The following is a 19,858-nucleotide window of genomic DNA, read 5'->3' as shown; positions in this document are numbered from 1 at the left end:
GGGTTACCAGTAGGCCGAGCGCCATCGGATGGCCAGCTGTGCGCGGGGGTCGACGGACCCGGGGGCCGCGCGAAGGGACAGCGTGGATGCGCCCGGGGGGAGGGCGTAAAGCTCCTCCAGGGTCGAGCGGGCGGTCGCCGTACCGAGGCAGCTCTCACCGTTCACGGTGGCTGTCGAGGCGGCGGTATCGATCAGCAGCGTGTCGGCAGGACCGAGGTCGACGTCGTATTCGAGTACCTGCTTCGTGAGCGTGTCGGTCAGTGAGGGGAGGGAGAGGGGGCCCCGGATCGTGATCACGGGGTGCGCGGGGGCGTCGCCGTCGTTCACCGCGCGCAGCGAGCCACCGATCACGGTGGTGGCCTGCTGCTCGATCAGCGAGTACCGCCGCGGATCGCTCGCCTCGAATTGGAGCGCGGCCCCGGTGACGATGCCGAGCGCGTACCCGCCCGCGGTGACGGGGATCGAGCGACGTATGCAGCGGGCGAACGCAAGCAGGGGCGGCTCGTCGTCGAGCTGCATGACGAGCGCCTCCTCGTCGTCCCGCAGGGCCGTCGCCGCGCGCAGGGCGCGCACGGCGGCGCCCATCCGGCGAGGCTCGGTACGGATCACGATGTTGTCGAGCGTGATGGTCCGCGGCTGTGCGAGCAGCCGGCCGAGGTAGGCGCCGTGCGCGCCCGAGCGGGCGACGGTGCCCGAGTCGAGGCCGGGCGAGTCCTCCCAACCGGTGAGGGTCCGCCACCCGTAGGCGGTGTGAGGGCCGAGCAGCAGGTCGTCGCCGAACTGCACGTGCCCGGGGGCGACGACGCGTGAACCTGCCATCGTTACCCCCTGCCCTTGGCGTGCCAGGCCAGCGCCGCCGCGGTCTGATCCGCGGTCGCGCTGCCTGCGTTCCAGTTCTCGATGTGCACGGTCGGACCTCCCGCGCCCCAACCCCCGCCCTCGCTAGCACTGTTGGCGGGGGCGCCGGCGGTGGCGAACTGCGGGGCGTCGGGGACCGCGACGAGGCGCCGCATGGTGCGGTCGATCGCAGGGGCGCCGGATTCGATGCCCGCGATGATGCCCGCAGGAATGAACCGGCCGATCTTGTCGCGCATGAGACGCGACGGAGAATGAATTCCGAGCGCTTTAGCGATCGGCCCCGGAATCATGTTTTTCGCCCATGACATCAGGGTTGAGCGCAGCCAACCGCCCATGGCTCGAATGCCGTTCCACAATCCCATGACCAAATCACGGCCTTGGCCGTACAGCATCGAGCCGAAATTACCGAAATATCCGGCGATCATTCCAGGCAGACCACGGACCCAACTCAGCATTTCGCCAGCCTTGCGGATGGTGCCGAGCTTGATCGCATCCCAATGCTTGATAATGAGCCCGACCAATGTCCAATTCAGGAAGAAGTCGAGGATCCGGCCCGGGACGCCCTTGACCCATTCAACGGTCGAATTCCACAAGCTGACGGTGCCGGATTTGATCGCCGCCCAGTGCGTGATGATGAGGCCGACGAGCGTCCAGTTCAGGAAGAAATTGAGGATGGCTTGTCCGGCCCATAGGAGCTTTCCCCGCACCCAATTCCATGTGGCTTCGGTTGCCGAGGTGATCGCGTCCCAGTTGGCGACGACGAGGGCGACGATGCCGATGACGGCGGCGATGATGAGGGCTACGGGGCCCATGGCGAGCAGCCACGCAGCGGCCATCCGGGCGCCCTGGATCATGCTCTGTGTCCCCATGAGGACCCATGCCCCGACCACCCGCAGCGCGGCGGCGCCGGCGCTTAGGCCCTGCGACACCCACCCGGCGAGCATTACGGCGTTGAGCGCGACGAACTTCGCTGCTGCTGTGACGCCGGCCGCGGATTGGGTAGCCCACCCGGTCACGACTGCTGTCGTCGTCGTCCAAGCAGTGATGCTGAGCGCGACGAGCGTCGGCATCATCAGGAGCATGATCACGCCGGCGGCGATCGAGAGCGCCGTCGAGTGATCGGAGATGAACGCGGTACCCGCGCGGAACGCGCTACCGAGTCCGCCTGCGCCGACCCAATCCGCGAGCTTCTCAATGACTGGGATCGCGTAGTTGCCGATGGTGTTGACGAGCTTCTGCTCGATCCCTCGCTTGAACGCTTCGATTTTCGTCGCCGCATTATCGTGCAGTGCTTTTCCGGCGGCGTCGGTGGCGCCCTTGACATCCCCGAGTGCCTTAACGGCATTCGATGGGTCGAGTGAGTAGATCGCCTTTTGCATGTCTTCGGCTTTGGTGCCGAAAAGCCCGACAGCGATCTGACTCTGCTCTGCGGGGTCTTTGACTTCGCGCAGTTTGTCGAGGATCTGGTCGAGTGCCTTCGCTGCTTCCGGTCCGCCCTTCTGAAAGATCTTCTGCATTTTCTCGGAGCTGAAACCGAGATCGTCGTAGGCGGTCGCTGTGGCCTCGTTCATGCCCTGCGCCATCAAGGTGAATTCCTTGAGGCTGTCGGCGACGATATCGGCGTCGCGTGACCCGCCTTGGAGTCCCTGTTGCAGCAGCCCCATTGACGTCTGAGCGTCGAGCCCGAGCTGCCGAAATTCAGTCGGGTATTCGTTGAACGTGTCGAGGAGGTCCTCGGCGGCGCCCGTGCCGTTCTGTGTTCCCTTGACGAGTACGTCGAGGGCTTCCTCGGCATTTTGGGCGAGGCCATTTTTCAGCATGGTGCCGACGGAGCGAGTGACGTTCGAGACGTCCTCGCCCATGACCGTCGCGGCGCTTGCGACCTGCGTTGCCAAGGTCTTGATCTGCCCCTGCGTTGCATCGGGGGGCAACAAACCGCCGCGGGCGATGCCCTTGACGATCTCGGCGCCATCCTCGACCGAGTCGACGATCGCGCCGGCGTAGAGATCGCCGGCGACCTTGCCGTATGTCTTGGCGACCGGGCCGGTCGTCCCGAGCTGCGCCTGCAACTGCCCCGTGATCTTGGACTGTTCGAGGGCCGAGCCGAGCCCGGTCATGAGGGCAGCGCCGATACCAGCGCCGACCGCCGCTGCCGCGAACCCCTTCAAGGCGGTGCCCAGGCTGCGCGAGGCTTTCGCCCCGCCGTCGGCCGCTCCGTCGGCGAGCCCGTCGCCGAGGGCGTCGCCCGCCTGCTCGCCTGCGCGGTCCGCCTCGGCGGCGATCCGGTCGCCGCCCTGGCGCATGGCTTGCTCGGCGCGGGCGATCCCGGCGGCGGCGCCGGAATCGTCAACAGTGATGGTGGCGGCGAGTTCACCGACCATGAGGGCCACGGGGACTCACCTCCTGGCGGTCGTACCTCCCGTGGGGGAGGAGTCGGGCGGAGGGGTGAGCACCCGGGCGAGGCGAGACTCGGCCGAGAGAAGAGCGAGGATGCGCACGCGTAGCCATCGCCAGGAACGGGCTTGCAGCAGCCCGGGGGCGCCTACGTCGATGCCGTAGACCTCGTGTAGATCAGCCTCGACGAGCGGCCATTCGGCGAGGATCGCCGCCCATGTCAGCGAGGCTTGCGGGCCTTCTTGCCCGCGCCGCGGGCGGGCGCCGGGCGGGTACTCGTACCACTCGTAGAGCCCCGAGACCGGGTCGAGTTCGCCGCACCCGACGGGCTGCGGCGGGCCGCTCGGTTCGGGGCCAGACGAGAAGGGTCGCCGGCCGCCGTCCAATACCGCTCGGCCGCCGTCTTGTCCTGCGCGATCCACACCATGGCGGTGATCGCGCAGTGTTTGAGCGTCGGCCACGTCACGCCGTCGGCGATCATCTCGTCGTGAGTGGGGCCGAGTACGTCGCGGTACAGGTTGCGCTCGGCGGCGTCGCCGAGCACCTGCTCGTCGGCCCGTCCGCCGTCCGCGGCGACCGCAGCGGCATGGATGAGTGCTTGCGTCCGTAGGCCGATCTCGGCCGTTGGGGCGGGCACGGTGTAGAGGCGGCCGGCGACCGGTAGCTCGATCGACTCGGCGAGCAGCTCGCCCAGGTCTTCGAACGCCACTACGCACCACCCCCTGACTTGGCGGTGACGGCGCCCCCGGCGGCGGGGTTGACGATCTCGACGAGCGGACCGGACCCGGTGAGCGTGACCTTGACCGTGTCGACGTCTTCGGGGCCCCCGCCTGAGGGTTCCCACGTCACCAGGGCCGTTCCCTGTTGGGCGTCTGGGGCGCCGTTGCGGTCGTAGTACCGCACGCGAACGTAGGATCGTTCGCCGAAACTGCGGGAGGCCCGACGCAGCGCCTCTTGCGCTGCGTTGAAGGCACCGGTGGTCGGGTGGTGGCGGTGGGCGAGTGTGGTTTCGATGGACCACGCGAGCATCGTTACGGCCTGCTCGCTCCAGCCCTCGGCGTCGTAGGTCGTCACCTCCTGCTGCGTGGGTTCCACCTTGGGCGTGAACTCGGTGACCCCGGGAACGAGCGTCCACACGGGGGTGTTGGGCACGGTGCCCATGTCCAGCTCAAGCCTGTACCTGCGGGCGAGCGCGGTTACGGTCTCGGCCGGCGGCGTCGGGGTACTCAAGGCGCCTCCTATTCGAGGTGGGGGTGCACGCGGTGCGCGCGGACGTAGTAGTTGGCGGAGCGCTCCCAGCGGCCGACCGAGTCGGCGCCGATCGGGGCGGCCGAGACGCGGTAGACCAGCGAGACGGGGACGGCGCCGAAGCGGTGCGGGCCGCTGCCGTGCAGCACCTCGTGCACCTGGTCGTCGAGGGCGTCGACCTCGCGGGGGTCGGCCCCCGCACGGGTGCGCGCCTGCACACCGGTGGTGGTGTCGGTGAGCACGGGGGAGTCGGTGACCGGGTAGGCGGCGAGGCAGATCACCCGGTCGGGGACCGGGGGAAGCGCGGCGATGGTGATCGCGGTCTCGCCCGCGGCGTACACGCCATCGGGCCGGTAGATACCGACACCGGCGGAGTGCAGCAGGCGGGCGAGACCGTCGAGCAGGTCGACGGTGTAGGTCATCCGCGTAGCTCGCGCCGAACCTGCGCGGCGATCACGGCCTGCACCTCGCCGGCGACCTCGGGCAACACGGCCTCGATGTACTTCGCGGTTCGTCCGGGGGAGTGCTGGGCGGTCATGTCCTCGTGCATGCGCACGGCGTACGGGGTGTCGTAACTGACGGCGGCGGTCATGGTGGCCTCGTCGACCGAGGTCGCCCCCGATCGTTCGAGGGTGCCCTCGGCGATCGGGACCCGTTGGCGGGTTGCTTGCAGGGTGAGTTCGCCGGCGAGGGTCAGCCCCCGCAGCAGGCCCGAGTGGATCGCCGCGCTGGCAGCGTCCCCGCTCCAACGCAGACGGGCACGGCTCACTCGGCCATCACCTCCGTGGATGTGGGGACCGGTAGGCCCGGGGCGGTGTGGCCGGTGGAGACGAGCGCGGTCGTGATCCGCCCGCCGGGCAGGGTGATCCGCGATCCGGGCGGGCAGTCCAGACCGGGCGCGGCGATGATCTGCGCGGTGCTGTTGAGCGCGCGACCGTCGGCCGCGCGGACCATCCGCACCGTGCTGCTGACGAGCGCCGCGTGCACGACGAGCGGCCCGTATGAGGGGCCGTATGCGCCGTCGCCGAGGTAGGGCTCGACGCCGATGCGGTGGCGGAGCAGGGAGGGCGGGACGCGGGTCACCACGCCATCACCCATCCCGGGGTGAGTCCCGCGCGGCGCAGCTCTCGGGCCGCGCGCGGAGCGAGTTCGACACCGGATGCGCCCGCGGTCGAGGCGGCGCGCCCTGACAGGGACACTGGTCCGATCGAGACCGAGTCCCATCGGCCCTGCGCCCCTGTGCCGTCGTCGCCGGCGGCGACCCAATATTCAACTTGCGCGCAGCTCGCCGCGGCCAGGGCAGTGGCGGTCTTCGGGTCGAGGGGGTCGCCGTCCTCGTCGACCGGATAGACGGCGGTGAGGAGTGCCGAGTCGATGTCCTCGCCGGCCCTGGCGAGGAGTCGCTCGGCGTCCGCGGGGGCGGGCTGCCCGGTGTAGGTGGCGAGCTGCTCGGGGGTCGCGTAGGGCTGACGGGCCACGATCACCCCCTCTTGCTGCGGGCAGCAGAACGGCCCGCCGACTTTTCGTCGGGCGGGCCGTTCTGCTCGCTGCTCTGCTCGATGTCCGGCGGATCGTCGCCGAGGGGCTCGACTCTGTAGCCGGCCCCCTGGCAGTAGCCGATCACTGCCGGATCGCTCGTGGTCGCGGTGCCCTCGGTGAACTGGACGCCGCCGGGCCCTTCCCCGGTGAAGTCGGCGACCGGGGCCGTGATGCGCATGATCACGGGCATCACGCGCTCTTGATGTTGCGGAACACGGCGGCGGCCTTGGTCGCCTTGAGGACGGGCGCGACGGGCCCCATTTCGACTTCACCGGTCTTGACGGCGCCGGAGCGGTCGAACTCGGGGAGCCACGTGGATACGAGCGGGGCGCCGCCCCCGACCGATGCGCCGTGGAATCCGTCGAGGCCGTACCGGACGGCGAACAGGTCGCCGAGGCCGGTCACGTTCCCGCCGGTTCCGGCGCCGTCCGGGTCGCGGGTCACCAGGCCGATCACGTCCACGTTCGCGCCGGCCTTCGACTTGAGGTCGACGAGCGGGATTCCGTTGTACGCGGTGACCGGGCGCCCGAACACGTCGGTGCCCTTGTCGAGCTGGTCGGTCCAGGCGGCGATGGTCTTGAACAGGCTCAGGGTCTTGCGGTTGCCGTAGATGACATCGGGGGCGTCATCCATCGTGGCGAGCCAGTCGTCGATGTGGCGCTGCGCGGCGAGCGCCGAGCCCTTGTCGGTGATCGTGGTCCAGTCGACGAATCCGGCCGTGACGCCGTTGTTCAGCGGCAGGTACTCGGTGCTCGATCCGGTGAGGATCTTCGACAGGCCGTCGAAGCTCTTCGTGTCGGTGGCCTTGTCGCCGTTGATCACGGCGTCGGCGAACCGTGCGCGGCTCGCCTTGATGAGCTGCTGCATGTTCAGGGTGACGGCGCCCGAGGCGGCCGGCCCGATCCGGGCGATCACGCGGTCGATCTGGAAGCTACCGCCGAGCGGTACGAGATCGACGGTGTAGCGCTGCGTTGTGACCTCGGCCGGTACGTACTCGGCATTGATCGCGCGGAAGTCGGCCGACCGCTGGCTGATCAGGCGCCGGTATCCGTAGGTGAGGGTGTCGCCGCCGGTTGGCGAGACGACGTTGTCGAAGGTGAGGCGGTCGAGGATGTCGGACGACTTCCGGAACTCGTCGATCACCTGCACGTCTACGTCGTCGGTGGCGTTGTTCCGGGCCTCGCTAAGGGAGGTGGGCAAAGGTTTCTCCTAGATCGTTCAGCCGCCGAGGCGGGCGGCGACGGCGTCGTGCAGGGATGCGGCGCGGCGCTCGCCGGCCGGTGCGCCGTGGAACTCGGCTCCGCCGCGGGGCGGCCCTGCCGGTGCGGCGCGGTACAGGTCGGGGTCGGCCGTGACTGCCGCGGTGATCGCGGCGCCGAGCTTGGTCTCGAACGTCACGTCGGCCGGGTCGAGTTGAGCGACCGAGGCGAGGAAGGAGCGGGAGTTGAGCAGGCGGTCGCCGCGGGCCCCGGCATCGGCGGCAGCGCGGGCGACGGCGAGTTCGACGCGGGCGGAGCGCAGTTCTGCGGCGTGGTCGGCGAGCAGCCGGTCGCGCTCGGCGACCGCGGCGGCGAGCTTGGTCGGGTCCTGCTCGGCCTCGCCCCCGTTGGGGTTGAGTGCCTTGGTCACGGCATCGAGCGCCGTACGCAGTTCGTCGCGCTCGGCCGCGGCCTGCTCGGCGCGGGTCGTCGCGTCGGCGAGCTGCTGCTCGGTGCCCGTGGTCGGGGCGGGCGGACCGTTCGGGGCGGGGTTCGGCGGGGTGGCCGGGTCGCCGGCGGGCGGTGTGACGGTGCCGGGGTCGACGGGGTTCTCGGGCATGGTGACCCTCCGGGGCTCGTGCGGGCATGAAAAAAGGGCCACCGGATCGGCGGCCCTATGTAGGGGAGAGCGGCTACGGCTCGGGTGGGGCGAGTTGCTGCTCGGCGGCGACGTACCCGCGCACCCATGCGGCGCGCAGCAGCGGCTCGTCGCCGCGGTGCGGGCAGTCCGTTGCCGGCCGCCCGGTCAGAGCGGCGCTCGCGCCGGCCTGTCGGGCGCGCACCGCGGCCTCGCGGAATCCCATCAGCGCCCCCTCTACTGCTTGAGCTGCTGGCCGTGTGCGGACTGGCGGGCGGTCTCGGCGGCGGCGTTCTTGACGCCGGTCACCTGCTCGGTGAACTCGGCGAGCGTGACGCGCGGCGAGGTGTCGGCCCACCACCTGATCAGGTCCTCGCTTGCTCGGGCGTAGGCGACGTGCGCCGGACCGGTGAAGAGACTTCGCGGGTCGACGTCGGCGGCCTCGGCCGCGCGACTGAGCATGTGGCCTCGCGTCGCATCCTCCGCGGCGAGCCACTGCAAGTAGATGTGCTCTTGATACATCTCGCGTATCTCTTCGCGGCTGTACGCCGAGCGCGCCGACCGCTGTTCAAGTTCCCGCTCGTATACCCATCGTTCGGCGGCGGACATGTGCTCGGTTCCGTCGGGGCCCTTTTCGAGGTCGCGGCCGTAGGCGCCCCACTCGTCGGGGTCCGCCGGCGGCGGGTCGTCGAGGCGTACGGGCGGCATGGCCTCGTCGAGCGCGTTGCGCGCGGCGAGGGTGTCGGCGACCCGTGCGCCCGCGGGGGCGGGCGGCGGCGCGGCCGGGTACCGGCGGTCGATCTCGGCGGAGATCCGGGCGGCGTCCTCGGGGGAGGCGTAGCGCACCCCCCAGACGAGCAGGTCGTCGCCGAGGGCGGAGAGGTCGCCGGCGAGGCGCCCCTCGGGGAACAGTTCGCCGAGCGCGCGGCGGCGGTGGATCTCGGCGCCGATCGCCGCCCGGTCGCCCTCGACGTTGCGGGCGCGGGCGGCGAGATCGCGTTCGGACATGCCGACGAGATCGCGGCGGATACCGGGCATGGCGGCGTCGATGTCGCGCCGGTCCATCTCGCCCATGATCCGCAGCATGTCGTCGTCGCCGAGGTGGCCGGCGACGGCGGCGAGTTCGTCGTCGCTGAACTCGGCGAGGTTCTCGACGAGGCGGCCCTGCGGCCGGATGCGGTCGAGCAGCACCTGCTCGTCGCGCCGGCCGGCCTCGCCGCGGATGCGGTCGAGGTCGCGCTGATCGAGGACCCCGGGCCGGATCGCGGCGCCGAGCTGCTCGTCGGTCATCTCCGGCAGGGTGCGCTCGTCGCCGGAGCGGACGCGCGCAGCCTCGAACGCATCCTGCGGTGGGCGCGGCGCGGTCGAGGGGAGGTTGCCGGCCCCGGGCTGCTCGCGCTCACGACGGCGGATCAACTCGGGGTGCGCGGCCAGGTGCTCGCGCTGCTTGGCTTGCCAGACGCGCACCTTGGCCTCGGCCGCCCGACGGGCCTCGGGGCTCGTCGCCGCGGCGGCGGCACGGTTCTTGTACTTCCTGATCCCGCGCTCGATCGCGCGCTGCCGCTGTGTGGCCTCGTACCCGTTGGGGTCCTCGGACGCCTCGACCGCCGGCCGGGTCACCCCGGGCAGGTAGGCGGCGACCGAGTGCCTGCAATTGGGGTGCTGGAAACCGTGCTGCCGGGCCTCGACGAGACTGCCGGCGATGTTCACCCGCACGGTGCGCCCGTCCTCGACGGCGTGCTCGACCTCGATTGAGCGGGCGCCGCCCGGTCCGTCGAGGGACAGCACCTTGCCCTCGAACGGCTTGCACAGGGGGCATTCGTGCGGGGCGTTGCTGACGATCACGAGGTCGAGGCCGGCGGCGCGCAGCTTGTCGCCGTGTGCCTCGACCGCGGCCCTGCCGGTCGCCGTCCGTACGGCCATCTCGGCATAGCTCGTCATCTGCCACGCGCGCCCGACGCGGTCGACGAAAGTCCGTAGCCCTCGATCGCTGAATCGCTCCATCGCGGATTGGGTTGCCTGACGGCGGGTGTCGATGCCGAGCAGGGGTGTCGCCGACACCTCGGCGATCACCTGCCGGTACCCGTCCTCGACACCTCGGAGAATCCCGCGATGTGTGGCGGTGACGAGATCGAGCGTCTCGGCGGCGAGGCGGTCGACCGCGCGCGTGTTCGGCGTGGTGTCGGCGATCCGGCGCAGATCAGCATCGTGCAGCGCGCCGAGTTCGGCGAGGCCCGAGCGGGCGCCGATGCTGTACGCCTCGGCGACCGCGTCGAACACGTCCAGCCGCACGGCCTCGGCGAGGGCGTCGACGACGCCCTGCGCGCCGCGGCGCAGGGCTTGCACGTCTCTGAGTTTGTTGGTCGCCCACCCCGGGGCCTCGAACCCGTCGGCGAGCTGCCGGGCAACGATGCCGAGCAGCCGTTGCTCGGCGTCCGCGTAGAGGTCGCGGACGCCGGCCGAGAGATCCTCGACCATGCCGGGGTGGATGGGCATCGGCACCCCCTCACACGATTAGACGAGGGCGCCCGCCTGCATGGGGTCGGGCACGGCCTGCCCGGTCTCGGTGAGGATGCGGGCGACCTCGGCCTGCACTGCGTCCTCGTCCCACCCGGGATGGATCATCCGTACCTTGGTGTCGACGCTGACGGCCTGCGCCTGCTGGTAGAGGGAAAGGGTCTGCGCGAGGGTCGTCGGGTCCTCGCTCACGGCGCCGCCAAACGCGATCCGGGGGCGCTCGGGCACGATGCCGCGGCCGAACAGCAGCCGGTCGAGCAGCAGCATGACGTGCAGCATTTCGCCGAGGGGCGGGGACCAATAGCGGATCTTCTTGCCGCGGGTGGTCATGCTCCGGCGTTCCTTGGCCTTGACCTCGGTCGCGGTGATCGCGGCGCCCTGGTCGTCAATGCCGAAGGTCTGCGCGGCGTAGCCGGCCGAGCGTACGGCCTGCCGTGTCGTGGCCTCGGCGCTCCTCTCGTGCTCCTCGACCCGGATCGCGAACTGCGAAAGCGTGATGCCGCCCTGCTCGGTGGGCGGGATGTTCAGGAGCTGCCAGATCTCGCGGTCGGAATCGAAACTCGCACCGTTGCCGGGGCCGTGGTCGCGCAGGTAGGCGTCGGGGATGATCAGGCGGGCGCGGGCGAGGCGGATGTCGCGAATCCACGATGTCCATGTCGTATCGAGCGCGTCGAGCAAGTCGTACAGCGGGGCGGCGTAGTCGGAGCGCCCGAGGTCTGAGCCGCGGTGGCGGCGGTTGGGGCCGATGTTGCGGACGTAAGCGGCGGTCAGGCGGTCGATGCCGGTCTCGATCGACTCGCCGTCGGGGCCGAGTGCCTCGGCGAGCGGTGCGACCGCGGGGTGTTCAGTGAGCGGGATGCGTCGGCCGAGGTTGTCGGCGGTGCCCTGGTAGAGAGCGTGCAGAATGCGACCGCGCTCGTGCCGTTCAAGGTGGCGAAGCACGCTCGCGCCGTCCGAGGCGAGTTCGTGCCAGAACGTCACGGCGCGCAGCAGACCGAACGAGAACTCGGGCACTGCGCAATCGGCGTGCACGGTGGTGAGCAGCGGCCGATCGACGAGCGAGCGATCCCACGTGATCCGTAGGTACACGCCCCCCAGGGCGGCGGCGACCTCGGCGCCTTCGAGCAGCGTGTTCGCGATGCCGTCGGCGTCGCTCAACTCGTTCAGCCGGTCCTGTGTTGCAGAGTCGCCCACGGTGAACACGGGCGGTTCGCTGAACAACAGGTCGGCACTCGCGGTGGCGATGTCGCCGGCGAGGGGGATGTGCAGACGGTTGTCGCGCTTGCCGGGCTGCGGTGCGCGGTGGCGTCCCCACAGGCGGGATGTTCCACTCTTGCGCGTGGGGCTGTTGGCGTAGACGGCGGTCAGCTTGGCGGCGTCGCCGGAGTACCAAGCATCATCGATGTGCATCTCGGCGAGGGGGCGGGCGAGGTACGGCGGGGGCCAGGGAACATTGTTGTCAGGCAGCGGCACAGCTCACCCCTGTTCGCTTCCGTGCGCGGGCGCGGGCGCGGGCGGCCGTGCGGCAGGTGCGGCATTTACGGGTGCCGTTGCCTGCTCGGTAGGTGTTGGCCTCGTCGAACGGGTGGCCGTGGATGCACTCGGTCTGTCGGGCGCGGGCGGCGACGTGCGACTCGCCCCGCAGGACGTTAATTCGCTGCGTAACTGGATCAAGGTGGGAGGGGTTCACGCACCCGCGGTTACGGCACAGGTGGTCGATCACGAGGCCGGCGGGTATTGGCGCGACGAGGGCCTCGTACGAGGCGCGGTGCGCGTACTGTCGTTCGCCGTCGATGCTGATCCGGGCGTATCCGTTGGGCATGAGGTAGCCGGTCCACTGCCAGCAGCCGGCCGGGGTGTCAGTGATGCGGGCAAGGAATCGGTCGGTGAAGTCGGCGCGCACGGGCGGCCCCCCTTGGGCATGGCAAAGCCCCCGCGCCGACTCGGCGGCGGGGGCCGTGGTCGGTCGGGTTGGGTTATGCGGCTTGTGTCAGCAGGGGGCGCCACTCGTGCGCCGTCGAATGGATCACGTAGCGCAGGGCGTCAACCGAGTGATCGTCCTTCTTCACCGGCTTGTCTTCACCGCGAGCGGCGGCCTCTTCTGACCACACGTAGTTGGGCAGTTCGCCGAGCAGCCCCTCGCACGAGCGATGGATGCGCAGCAGGCCGGCGTCGAGGGCGTTCGAGACGGACCTGATTCCGTCGATCACGTCGTTCACCGCGCGGGTGACGCCGGGGTGTCCGTCGGCCCAAAGCTGTGTGGAGTACGAGGCGGCGCTCGGGTCGATGAACGTCCACTCGGGGGTGACGTCCAGTTCGCCGAGCCAGTCGCGGACGGCGCGGCTGTACTGCGTGTCGGTCATCTGGCGGTGTGCAGTGCGGGAGTCGTGGCGCCACTCGCTCACCACGTACAGCCGGTCGTCGTCGCCGAGGCCGAGCAGCAGTGCCGAGAAAGGGTTCGCCGTGCCGTAGTCGATGCCGACCCAATGGCGGCGCATCGGGGGCAGCTCGTCGACGACGTGCTGCTGCTCGTCGTAGGCGTCGTAGATCGCGCCCTCGGCGACGACCCACTCGCCGAGGATCATGCGCCGGCGCCACAGGCCGGTGAACTCGGCGGCCAAGGCTGCGACGTACGCCTCGCTCAACGAGGGGTTGTCGGCGAGGCGGAAGTGAAAGGCGGCGAGGTCGAGGTCGCCGGCGCGGTCGAGGTAGTCGGTCCGCAGCCAATGCCGGGGCGAGTCGGGGTTCGTGGTCCCGATCAGTTTTGCCCCGGGGACGGAGAGGCGGGCGAGGAGCTGCCGGAAGAACGCGGCGGGCAGCAGCGTGACCTCGTCGCAGTAGGCGAGCGAGGCGGTCATGCCGCGCAGGCGTCCCTCGGCGCGCGCGTCCGAGGCGCCGACGAGGTGAACGACGCGCCCCAGGATCACGGCGGTGGTGGCTCCGCGGGTGTGGTGGACCTCGGCGGCGACGTCGCCGAACAGCGCGCGGTCGGCGAGGACGTCGAGACAGTTCCGTTCGATCGTCTGGAGCGACCGCCCGCAGATCACGATCAGGCCCGAGGCGGGCGCGCGCCGGATCATGAGCAGGAAGCAGACGAGCGAGGCGATCGTTTTTCCGGACCGCACCGAGCCGTGCCAGATGTTGATACGGCGGGTGGCGCCCCGGATCGAGGCAACCTGTTTGGGGGAGAGCGGGGCGAGGGCGGTCACTAACCCCCCTCGTGGTCACCTCCGGCCGGGGGCCCGAGCAGGGCGTCGGCGAGGCGGTCGAGCATCGAGCCGCCGCTGCTCCCGGTGCTGCTGTGGCGGGCGAGTTCAGCGACGCGGGCGTGCACTTCGGTGAGCGCGCGGGCGGCGGTGGCGTGGTCGCGGGCATCGCGTGCGGACTCGGCACCGACGGTGCGGGCGACTTGGCCGAGGGCGCCGTCGAGGGCCTCGTCGGCGAGCTGCTCGCGGCGTGCGCCGGCGTCTGCTCGTCGGGCCTCGGTCGCGGCGGCGACGCGGGCGCCCCCTGCGAATGTGAGCCCCTCGGCCTTGGCGATCTTGCTTACCGTTGCGGCGCTGCGCCCGGTGAGTCGGGCGATCGTGTTGCGGCTCTTGCCCTCGGAGTGGAGGCGGCGCACCTGCTCGCGGTCGCGCTCGCGGATCGGCTCGGGCACCTGCTCACCTCCCGGCGGACATGCGTCCGCCCCGCCACGGGGGGGATGTGGCGGGGCGGACAGTTCGGGGGGTTTCCGGGCACGCCGGAGACGCCTCGAACAATAGGTCACGAACTGATAACGGCGCAAGCCTGTTCCGCGGCGACCTCGCCCGACTCCATCAAGGCGGCGATCAGAGCGAGCAGGGGGCCCATGTCGGACCGCTCCCACACGCGGTGTCCGTCGAGGTCGAGGGGTACCGGTGCCGAGCAGGACGGACCGCCCGAGCAGGTGATGCGCTGCACGTTCCCCGACGCCGAGTACGAGGTGAGCAGGGACGCGCACCACGGGCACGGGTAGCGGCTGCTCGCCGACCGCTCGTCGTGGCGCAGGGTGCGCAGTACGCGGTCGGCGCACTGGCGGGCGACGCGGTGCGCCTCGTGCAGCGCCCACTCGGGCAGGGGGGCGAACAGAGGCTCGTCGAGCGTCTCGTCGTCATCGGCGGTGAACTGGCCGAGCACGCGCCCCTCGACGAACACGCTTGCCCAGTGGGCGCCCTGCGTCCGTGATCCGGGCCCGCGCTGCGTGCTGTAGTTCCATCGGTGCAGCTCGTCGAGGGGGGTGTGCTCCTGCGTCACCTCGGCGCAGGTGTCGGCGAGGTCGAACAGCCATTCCTCGACGGCGACCGCCGCATCGTGCGCGTCGAGATTCAGCGGGGCGGGGTGTGCGCGCAGGGCGTACGGCTCCCGGTCGGCGACGAGCAGGGGCTGCTCGGCGACCTTGTCGAGGAACGCGGCTCGCTCCCTTGGGGGCCAGTCGGCCGGGGTGGGCGGCGCCTCGACGGCGGCGCGCAGGTCTCCCCACTTCTCGCGCACGAGGCGCAGGGCGGCGACGGTCTGCGCTAGGGCTCGGGTCTCGTTCATCGGCGTGCCTCGGTGGCGACGTGCTGCTCGACGTGCTGCTCGCGCAGGGCCTCGGCCTCGGCGAGCGCGCGGTCGCGGTCGGCCTCGGTCTCGACGAGGGCCTGCTCGGCGGCCTCGATCCGTGTGTGCAGGCGCATCGCTGCTGCCTGCTGTCCGGCGGCGCTGCGTCGGTGGGTGTCGCTCTCGGCGACCTCGGCCTCGACGTCGGCGCGCAGGGCCGCGCAGTCCTCGGGGGTGAGCACTCCGCGGTCGGCGCGGGCGAGCAGCAGCAGGAAGCGCTCGCGCCGGGCCTCGCGGGTGAGTTCGCGGACGAGGACTCGGCCGCGGCGGGAGTCGGTACGGGTACGGGCGTGCAGTGTCATGCGGGCGTGTCTCCGTTCGAGGCTCGGCGGGCGGCCGACGAGCAGGCGGTGCAGTGGATCGGGCAGGGACGGCGGACGAGGGCGCGGGCCTCGCGGTCGAGGCGGCCGTCGAGCCGCACGGCGCCGACGAGGACGGCGACCACGGCGAGGGCGAGCGCGGCGACGAGGGCGAGCAGGGCGTCGGTCATGTGGTCCTGTCTCCGTCCGTACGGGCACGGCGGAACCAGCGGGACAGGGAGCGCCGAGCGCGCGGTTCCCGCGCGCGAGGCGCGACCGGTCGCGCGTAGTGGTTGCTGTTGATCTCCCATCCGTCGATGGCGAGGCGGTCGAGCAGGGATGCGGCGGTGAGCGTGGCGAGGTGGGGGTGCACGTCGAGCGTGTCGGTCAGGTGGGCGGCGATTGAGGCGCGGGCGGCGGGCGGGGTCATCGGTGCTGTCCTCCTGAGGTGTGGCGGGCTCGGATTGCTCGGGGCGAGGGCGGGGTGCACATGAGGCGCACGAGGCGGTCGTGCTCGCCCTCGGCGTGGTCGGCGAGGATGCGGTCGCAGAACGCGGCGGTCAGCTCGGCGAGGTGGGCCTCGGCGCGGGCGCGGCGGGCGGCGTCCTGCTCGACGATGCGTCGAAGGTGATCGTTCACGCGGCGGCCTCCTGTGCGGCTCGGATGCGGGCGGGGTGTGGTTCGGGGGCGAGGCAGTGCTGCCCGGGGTCGGCGCCGCAGTCGGGGCAGGTGGTGACCTCGACGGCGTAGGCGTCGCGGCGGCGACCGTGGACGTTGTTGCGCAGCTCGATCCCTGCGCCCCGCTTGCACAGTCGGCGGCGGCCGGCGCGGCAGGTCTCGACCGGGCACGGCACGGCGAGCGCGGGCAGCGTGGCCCGTTGGTTGGGCAGGGGTGCGCGCAGGGCGGACCGCTGCTCGGGCGTGATGTACGGGCGCGGCTCGTCGTCGACGGATCGGCCGACCCCGGCGACCAGGGCGAGGACGTCGGCCGGTGGGGCGGCGTCGAGTGCCTGCGTGATCGACCGGGCGGGCAGGTGTCCCTCGGCCGCGGCGGCAAGCTGCTCGCGACGGCGTGCGGTGAACTGCGCTCCGGTCTCGGTCGGGTTGCCGTCGTAGACCGGGTGGGCGGCGCCGATCCGGGCCTCGCGGATACGGACACGAATCCTGCGCACGTCCGCGGGGGTGGCTCGCTTCTCGGTCACGCCGTAGTGGTCGGCGACTGCTTGCCGGGTGTCGTCGTCGAGGGGGAAGTCGCGCAGGGCGTAGGCCCATGCGCGGGCGTCCGCCTCGCCGATGGTGCGCAGGTCGAACGCGGCGCACAGGGCGAGGACTTCGGCGGCGTCTGCGGGTGTCATTGGGCGTTCTCCTGTTCTCGGAGTTGGGCGGCGAGGTCGAGGCCGGCGCGCACCCGTTGATCGGTGGTCGAGGGGCGGGCGGCGCCGGGGTTGAGCGGTACGACGTTCGGGCCGGCCCCGGGGGCGCGCGGCGGCGGTGTGGGCAGGGAGCGCCATCCCGAGACGAAGTAGCGGGCGGAGCGGGGGCGGGTGCGGGCGGCCTGCCAGGCACCGCCGGCGTGATCGACGAGGACTTGTACGCCGCACCGCTCGATCAGGGCGTGCAGCAGCAGCCACTCGCCGGAGGAGAGTTCCCAGGAGACGACCATTCCTGCGGCGCTCATGGCGTCCACGAGGGGCCGTACAGGCTCGGCGATCCGGGGCCCGTCCGGGCTAGCTTGTTCACCTCTACTTCCGTAGGAAGTAGAGGGGTAAGGCTTGGTGCTGGCTTGGGGGCCTGTGACGCTATCGACGGCGTCACGGTGTGACACCCCCTCCTGACCTGCGGACTCCTCCTGAAATGGGGGTGCGTTTCGGGTCTGATTCGTCGCCGATCCGCGCTCGTTTCGCGCACGATCCGCGGCCGATTCGCCGCCGATTCGGGTCTCGTTTCGCGTGCGGCTCTTCGCCTTGCGTTCCGCGGCGGCGGACCGGTTGGCCTCGACCTGCGCCCTCGTCGAGTTCCGCCCGCCCTCGAAAAAGTCGTGCACCATGAAGTCGCCGACGGGGGGCTGCGGGCAGCGCGGGCAGGTGTGACCGTGCTCGTGCCACAGACCGACCGCGACGAGCTTGCGGGCCTGCGGGGCGGTCCCGTACTGCCGGGCGACCACGGCGGGCACGGTGCCCTCGGTGAGGTGCTGCGCGGAGTAGGCGCCCGCCCGTACCCACAGACCGAGGGCGGCGTTACCCGCCTTAACGATCTTCGGGTGCATGTGCGAGCTGTCGTCGATCTTGAACCACGCCACGTCGGGTGACTCCTTCCTGATCTGCGGGGGGTGGGGTGCCCGGCTCGGGCCGACCGTCGAGGGCCGCGGGGGTGTGCAGCGGGCAGCGGTAGCCGGGCAGGTAGCGGCGGGCGCCCGGGGCGCCGCAGTAACGGCGCCCCGCCCCGCTCCAGTGCCGGCACCGGTAGTCGATGACCGGCCCCGGGGTCACTGCGCGTTCGCCTCGGCGGCCTCGGGCCAACCGGCGAACTGAGAGGGCACGTCCTCGACCGTCGGCTGCTCGCCGCCCTGCACGGACGGCTGCTCGACGACCTCGCCCTCGATGTACTCCCCGGGCGCGTCGAGACCCTCCGGCGAGGCGTCGCGCCGCACGGTCCCGTCGTGGGCCACGGCGCGAGCGAGTTCAGCGGACTTGGGCAGCAGCTTGAAGAGCTGCCGTACGGCGGTCTTGCACGCCATCGCGTCGTAGTCCGTGGACCACGGACCGAAATCCTTCGCCTTGCTCCGCTGGCGGATCGCCTCGACGTCGTCGACGTCGAGGACCACGAACGCGCTTCCCCCGTTGGCCAGTCGGGCAACAGCGTAGTAGTGCGTCGCCGGACCCCTGGCCGAGCCGCGCGTCGGGATGTGGCGCAGCTTGGGGTCGAGTCCGTACTCGTACTCGAAGGTGTCGCCCTCGTGCACGGTGCCGGTGTCGAGGCCGGCGGCGAGCGGGTGCTGCCAAAACAGCTTGATCATGCCCTGGTAGCCGATGACGAGCTGTACCTCGTACCCGCGGATCTTCTTGTTCCAGAACGGCAGCAGGTACGCCTCGCCGGACACGCCGCCCGGCTCCAGCCCGAGGGCTGAGCAGGTCATCAGGGCGCCCGCGAAGCTCTCGCGGCTGCACTCGGCGAGGTGCTCGACCCTGCGCAGCTCGGTAAGCGCGATCCGGGCGATACGGTCGGCGCCGCCCATGTGTGCGGGCAGCGCGCGCTCGATCTCGGGCCGCATCTGCTGCACGAACTGCACGAGCGTGGTGCCCGGTTGCGGGGCGCGGGTGGCGGGGACGGCGGGTGTACGGGTCTGCGTGCCTCGGGTGGCGACGCGGTCGGCGAGGTTGCTGGTCATGCTGCGTTGCTCTCTTTCGGGACGACGAGGCGTCGGGCGCGGTGCGCCCGGAACTCGTCGGGGTGCTCGGCGGCGAGGCGCGCGGTATCGAGCGCGTCGACGCGGTGCGTGTACTGCTGTGCGAGGTCCGGGTGCGCGGCGGTGAATCGTTTCTGCGAGAGCGGCCCGTTCTGCTTCCACGTGAACGCGGTCCGGCCCTGCGTCTTGACGACCTCGGCCTCGCCCGCGGTGGCTTTCAGCCGGTTGTCGATCTCGCGCAGCTCGTCGGCGGTGCGTTCCTCGCGTGCCTTGAGTTCGCGGCGGCGCTCCAGCAGGGGCAGCACCTCGGCGGGGTCGGCGACGGTGACGCCGCCGGCCGTGACCGAGTAGAGGTGATCGAGCAGGAACTCGGTCGCCTGGGAACCGTCGATCGCCGGTGGAACGCGATCGAGCACGTCCTGCCAGAATCGGCCAACGATCTCGACGAGGTGCGCGACGAGGGTCTCGTCGCGCTCGACGCGGTGAATCAGCAGCCGGTTACCGCCGAGCAGTGCAGCGACGTACGCGTGCTCGTACCCTGTGACGGCGAGGTACCAATGCGTCTGGAGTGCCGGACCGTCCGGCACACCGAGCAGCCACTCGTCGAACTGATAGGCCGAGCGCGTCTTGATCTCCAGCAGGCTCGACGGCGCCGAGTCGCCCGCGGCGAGCACGTACCGGTCAACGTTCGCCAGCATCCAACGGCGCTCGACGTGCGCAAGCGTCCCCGGACCCTCGACGACGCCGAGACCCGTACGGGCAGAGAACACGCGGGCGACCGTCGGCTCGTGCTCGTGCCCCCAGAACGCGGCCTCGGCGAGGACGGGATCGAGCGGGCGGTCGAGCGGCAGCTCGCCCACCTTGTCGAGGTAGACCTCAGTCGGCGAGGTGTACTTGCTCATTCCCAGAATCGCGGCGACCTCCGAGCCGCCAACCCCCGCGCGGCGCACGGTCAGCCACTGCTCGCGGTCGAGGCCAGGCGCAGCGACGACAACCCCGGTCGGCGTGGCTAGCGTCGGCGCCGAGGCGCTGCTCACTGCCCGCTTCCGACGTATCGCGCATAGACGCGGTATTCAGTGCTGTCGCCCCGCGCGACTGTGCGGGCGACTGCCTCGAATGTTCCTGGTGGCCCGTAGGCCGA

The 19,858-nt window shown here is 71.1% G+C and carries 26 protein-coding genes; all 26 read right to left on the bottom strand.

Annotated features, from left to right (window positions below):
• Positions 1–3: 3 nt before the first annotated feature.
• The 26 genes from ACIQWR_RS32500 to ACIQWR_RS32375 all read right to left on the bottom strand — a co-directional run bounded on the left by ACIQWR_RS32500 (position 4) and on the right by ACIQWR_RS32375 (position 19,754).
• A complete protein-coding gene (locus tag ACIQWR_RS32500) occupies positions 4–819 on the bottom strand; it encodes a phage distal tail protein (RefSeq protein ID WP_404016982.1) in 816 nt (271 codons plus the stop codon).
• A gap of 2 nt (positions 820–821) precedes the next feature.
• Positions 822–3,239 carry a phage tail tape measure protein gene (locus ACIQWR_RS32495; protein WP_404017067.1) on the bottom strand — a complete coding sequence of 806 codons (2,418 nt, stop codon included), beginning with the start codon at positions 3,237–3,239 and terminating at the stop codon, positions 822–824.
• A gap of 233 nt (positions 3,240–3,472) precedes the next feature.
• Positions 3,473–3,961: a hypothetical protein gene (locus ACIQWR_RS32490; protein WP_404016979.1), complete on the bottom strand. Its 489-nt coding sequence runs from the start codon at positions 3,959–3,961 to the stop codon at positions 3,473–3,475.
• Entirely contained in the window at positions 3,961–4,482 is a 522-nt protein-coding gene (locus ACIQWR_RS32485) for a phage tail tube protein (protein ID WP_404016976.1), read from the bottom strand. The genes ACIQWR_RS32490 and ACIQWR_RS32485 overlap by 1 nt, the downstream gene beginning before the upstream one ends.
• Positions 4,483–4,490: 8 nt before the next feature.
• Positions 4,491–4,922 carry a minor capsid protein gene (locus ACIQWR_RS32480; RefSeq protein WP_404016974.1) on the bottom strand — a complete coding sequence of 144 codons (432 nt, stop codon included), beginning with the start codon at positions 4,920–4,922 and terminating at the stop codon, positions 4,491–4,493.
• On the bottom strand, positions 4,919–5,269 hold the full coding sequence (locus ACIQWR_RS32475; protein WP_404016971.1) for a hypothetical protein: 351 nt from the start codon (positions 5,267–5,269) through the stop codon (positions 4,919–4,921). Before ACIQWR_RS32475 ends, ACIQWR_RS32480 begins: the two co-directional genes overlap by 4 nt.
• Entirely contained in the window at positions 5,266–5,586 is a 321-nt protein-coding gene (locus ACIQWR_RS32470; RefSeq protein WP_404016968.1) for a hypothetical protein, read from the bottom strand. Before ACIQWR_RS32470 ends, ACIQWR_RS32475 begins: the two co-directional genes overlap by 4 nt.
• Positions 5,580–5,978: a hypothetical protein gene (locus tag ACIQWR_RS32465; protein ID WP_404016966.1), complete on the bottom strand. Its 399-nt coding sequence runs from the start codon at positions 5,976–5,978 to the stop codon at positions 5,580–5,582. Before ACIQWR_RS32465 ends, ACIQWR_RS32470 begins: the two co-directional genes overlap by 7 nt.
• Before the next feature lie 2 nt (positions 5,979–5,980).
• Entirely contained in the window at positions 5,981–6,229 is a 249-nt protein-coding gene (locus tag ACIQWR_RS32460; RefSeq protein WP_404016963.1) for a hypothetical protein, read from the bottom strand.
• Complete coding sequence (locus tag ACIQWR_RS32455; RefSeq protein ID WP_404016960.1) at positions 6,229–7,239, bottom strand: major capsid protein; 1,011 nt, start codon at positions 7,237–7,239, stop codon at positions 6,229–6,231. Before ACIQWR_RS32455 ends, ACIQWR_RS32460 begins: the two co-directional genes overlap by 1 nt.
• 18 nt (positions 7,240–7,257) lie before the next feature.
• On the bottom strand, positions 7,258–7,857 hold the full coding sequence (locus ACIQWR_RS32450) for a hypothetical protein (RefSeq protein ID WP_404016957.1): 600 nt from the start codon (positions 7,855–7,857) through the stop codon (positions 7,258–7,260).
• 73 nt (positions 7,858–7,930) lie between these two features.
• Positions 7,931–8,101: an Rmf/CrpP fold protein gene (locus ACIQWR_RS32445; protein WP_404016955.1), complete on the bottom strand. Its 171-nt coding sequence runs from the start codon at positions 8,099–8,101 to the stop codon at positions 7,931–7,933.
• 11 nt (positions 8,102–8,112) lie between these two features.
• Complete coding sequence (locus tag ACIQWR_RS32440) at positions 8,113–10,371, bottom strand: phage minor capsid protein (protein ID WP_404016952.1); 2,259 nt, start codon at positions 10,369–10,371, stop codon at positions 8,113–8,115.
• Positions 10,372–10,389: 18 nt separating this feature from the next.
• Positions 10,390–11,865: a phage capsid protein gene (locus tag ACIQWR_RS32435; RefSeq protein ID WP_404016948.1), complete on the bottom strand. Its 1,476-nt coding sequence runs from the start codon at positions 11,863–11,865 to the stop codon at positions 10,390–10,392.
• A complete protein-coding gene (locus ACIQWR_RS32430; protein WP_404016945.1) occupies positions 11,852–12,295 on the bottom strand; it encodes an HNH endonuclease signature motif containing protein in 444 nt (147 codons plus the stop codon). The genes ACIQWR_RS32435 and ACIQWR_RS32430 overlap by 14 nt, the downstream gene beginning before the upstream one ends.
• Before the next feature lie 73 nt (positions 12,296–12,368).
• The gene (locus ACIQWR_RS32425; protein WP_404016942.1) at positions 12,369–13,601 is read right to left on the bottom strand and encodes a PBSX family phage terminase large subunit; all 1,233 of its coding nucleotides are present in this window, start codon (positions 13,599–13,601) and stop codon (positions 12,369–12,371) included.
• Entirely contained in the window at positions 13,601–14,050 is a 450-nt protein-coding gene (locus tag ACIQWR_RS32420) for a helix-turn-helix domain-containing protein (protein ID WP_404016940.1), read from the bottom strand. The genes ACIQWR_RS32425 and ACIQWR_RS32420 overlap by 1 nt, the downstream gene beginning before the upstream one ends.
• Positions 14,051–14,157: 107 nt before the next feature.
• On the bottom strand, positions 14,158–14,952 hold the full coding sequence (locus ACIQWR_RS32415) for a hypothetical protein (RefSeq protein ID WP_404016937.1): 795 nt from the start codon (positions 14,950–14,952) through the stop codon (positions 14,158–14,160).
• Entirely contained in the window at positions 14,949–15,314 is a 366-nt protein-coding gene (locus tag ACIQWR_RS32410; RefSeq protein ID WP_404016936.1) for a hypothetical protein, read from the bottom strand. Before ACIQWR_RS32410 ends, ACIQWR_RS32415 begins: the two co-directional genes overlap by 4 nt.
• Positions 15,311–15,502 (bottom strand): hypothetical protein, encoded by a 192-nt coding sequence (locus ACIQWR_RS32405; protein ID WP_404016933.1) that lies wholly within the window; start codon positions 15,500–15,502, stop codon positions 15,311–15,313. Before ACIQWR_RS32405 ends, ACIQWR_RS32410 begins: the two co-directional genes overlap by 4 nt.
• Positions 15,499–15,741 (bottom strand): hypothetical protein, encoded by a 243-nt coding sequence (locus ACIQWR_RS32400; protein WP_190088016.1) that lies wholly within the window; start codon positions 15,739–15,741, stop codon positions 15,499–15,501. The genes ACIQWR_RS32405 and ACIQWR_RS32400 overlap by 4 nt, the downstream gene beginning before the upstream one ends.
• Positions 15,738–15,950, bottom strand: coding sequence for a hypothetical protein (locus ACIQWR_RS32395; protein ID WP_404016930.1), 213 nt, complete (start codon positions 15,948–15,950; stop codon positions 15,738–15,740). Before ACIQWR_RS32395 ends, ACIQWR_RS32400 begins: the two co-directional genes overlap by 4 nt.
• Positions 15,947–16,666: a hypothetical protein gene (locus ACIQWR_RS32390; protein WP_404016927.1), complete on the bottom strand. Its 720-nt coding sequence runs from the start codon at positions 16,664–16,666 to the stop codon at positions 15,947–15,949. Before ACIQWR_RS32390 ends, ACIQWR_RS32395 begins: the two co-directional genes overlap by 4 nt.
• Complete coding sequence (locus ACIQWR_RS32385; RefSeq protein WP_404016923.1) at positions 16,663–16,989, bottom strand: hypothetical protein; 327 nt, start codon at positions 16,987–16,989, stop codon at positions 16,663–16,665. Before ACIQWR_RS32385 ends, ACIQWR_RS32390 begins: the two co-directional genes overlap by 4 nt.
• Before the next feature lie 807 nt (positions 16,990–17,796).
• Positions 17,797–18,699: a recombinase RecT gene (locus ACIQWR_RS32380; RefSeq protein ID WP_404016920.1), complete on the bottom strand. Its 903-nt coding sequence runs from the start codon at positions 18,697–18,699 to the stop codon at positions 17,797–17,799.
• Positions 18,696–19,754 carry a YqaJ viral recombinase family protein gene (locus ACIQWR_RS32375; RefSeq protein WP_404016917.1) on the bottom strand — a complete coding sequence of 353 codons (1,059 nt, stop codon included), beginning with the start codon at positions 19,752–19,754 and terminating at the stop codon, positions 18,696–18,698. Before ACIQWR_RS32375 ends, ACIQWR_RS32380 begins: the two co-directional genes overlap by 4 nt.
• Between the last annotated feature and the right edge of the window lie 104 nt (positions 19,755–19,858).

The organism is Streptomyces sp. NPDC098789, assembly GCF_044759975.1.
Lineage (GTDB): Bacteria > Actinomycetota > Actinomycetes > Streptomycetales > Streptomycetaceae > Streptomyces.
This window is presented reverse-complemented; position numbering and strand designations above follow the sequence as displayed.

What these genes read in the sequence shown, in the direction of transcription:
- ACIQWR_RS32500 (WP_404016982.1), bottom strand. Translation starts at nt 819, where the DNA reads ATGGCAGGTTCACGCGTCGTCGCCCCCGGGCACGTGCAGTTCGGCGAC.
- ACIQWR_RS32495 (WP_404017067.1), bottom strand. Translation starts at nt 3,239, where the DNA reads ATGGTCGGTGAACTCGCCGCCACCATCACTGTTGACGATTCCGGCGCC.
- ACIQWR_RS32480 (WP_404016974.1), bottom strand. Translation starts at nt 4,922, where the DNA reads ATGACCTACACCGTCGACCTGCTCGACGGTCTCGCCCGCCTGCTGCAC.
- ACIQWR_RS32460 (WP_404016963.1), bottom strand. Translation starts at nt 6,229, where the DNA reads ATGCCCGTGATCATGCGCATCACGGCCCCGGTCGCCGACTTCACCGGG.
- ACIQWR_RS32450 (WP_404016957.1), bottom strand. Translation starts at nt 7,857, where the DNA reads ATGCCCGAGAACCCCGTCGACCCCGGCACCGTCACACCGCCCGCCGGC.
- ACIQWR_RS32445 (WP_404016955.1), bottom strand. Translation starts at nt 8,101, where the DNA reads ATGGGATTCCGCGAGGCCGCGGTGCGCGCCCGACAGGCCGGCGCGAGC.
- ACIQWR_RS32440 (WP_404016952.1), bottom strand. Translation starts at nt 10,371, where the DNA reads ATGCCCATCCACCCCGGCATGGTCGAGGATCTCTCGGCCGGCGTCCGC.
- ACIQWR_RS32415 (WP_404016937.1), bottom strand. Translation starts at nt 14,952, where the DNA reads ATGAACGAGACCCGAGCCCTAGCGCAGACCGTCGCCGCCCTGCGCCTC.
- ACIQWR_RS32410 (WP_404016936.1), bottom strand. Translation starts at nt 15,314, where the DNA reads ATGACACTGCACGCCCGTACCCGTACCGACTCCCGCCGCGGCCGAGTC.
- ACIQWR_RS32405 (WP_404016933.1), bottom strand. Translation starts at nt 15,502, where the DNA reads ATGACCGACGCCCTGCTCGCCCTCGTCGCCGCGCTCGCCCTCGCCGTG.
- ACIQWR_RS32400 (WP_190088016.1), bottom strand. Translation starts at nt 15,741, where the DNA reads ATGACCCCGCCCGCCGCCCGCGCCTCAATCGCCGCCCACCTGACCGAC.
- ACIQWR_RS32390 (WP_404016927.1), bottom strand. Translation starts at nt 16,666, where the DNA reads ATGACACCCGCAGACGCCGCCGAAGTCCTCGCCCTGTGCGCCGCGTTC.
- ACIQWR_RS32385 (WP_404016923.1), bottom strand. Translation starts at nt 16,989, where the DNA reads ATGAGCGCCGCAGGAATGGTCGTCTCCTGGGAACTCTCCTCCGGCGAG.
- ACIQWR_RS32380 (WP_404016920.1), bottom strand. Translation starts at nt 18,699, where the DNA reads ATGACCAGCAACCTCGCCGACCGCGTCGCCACCCGAGGCACGCAGACC.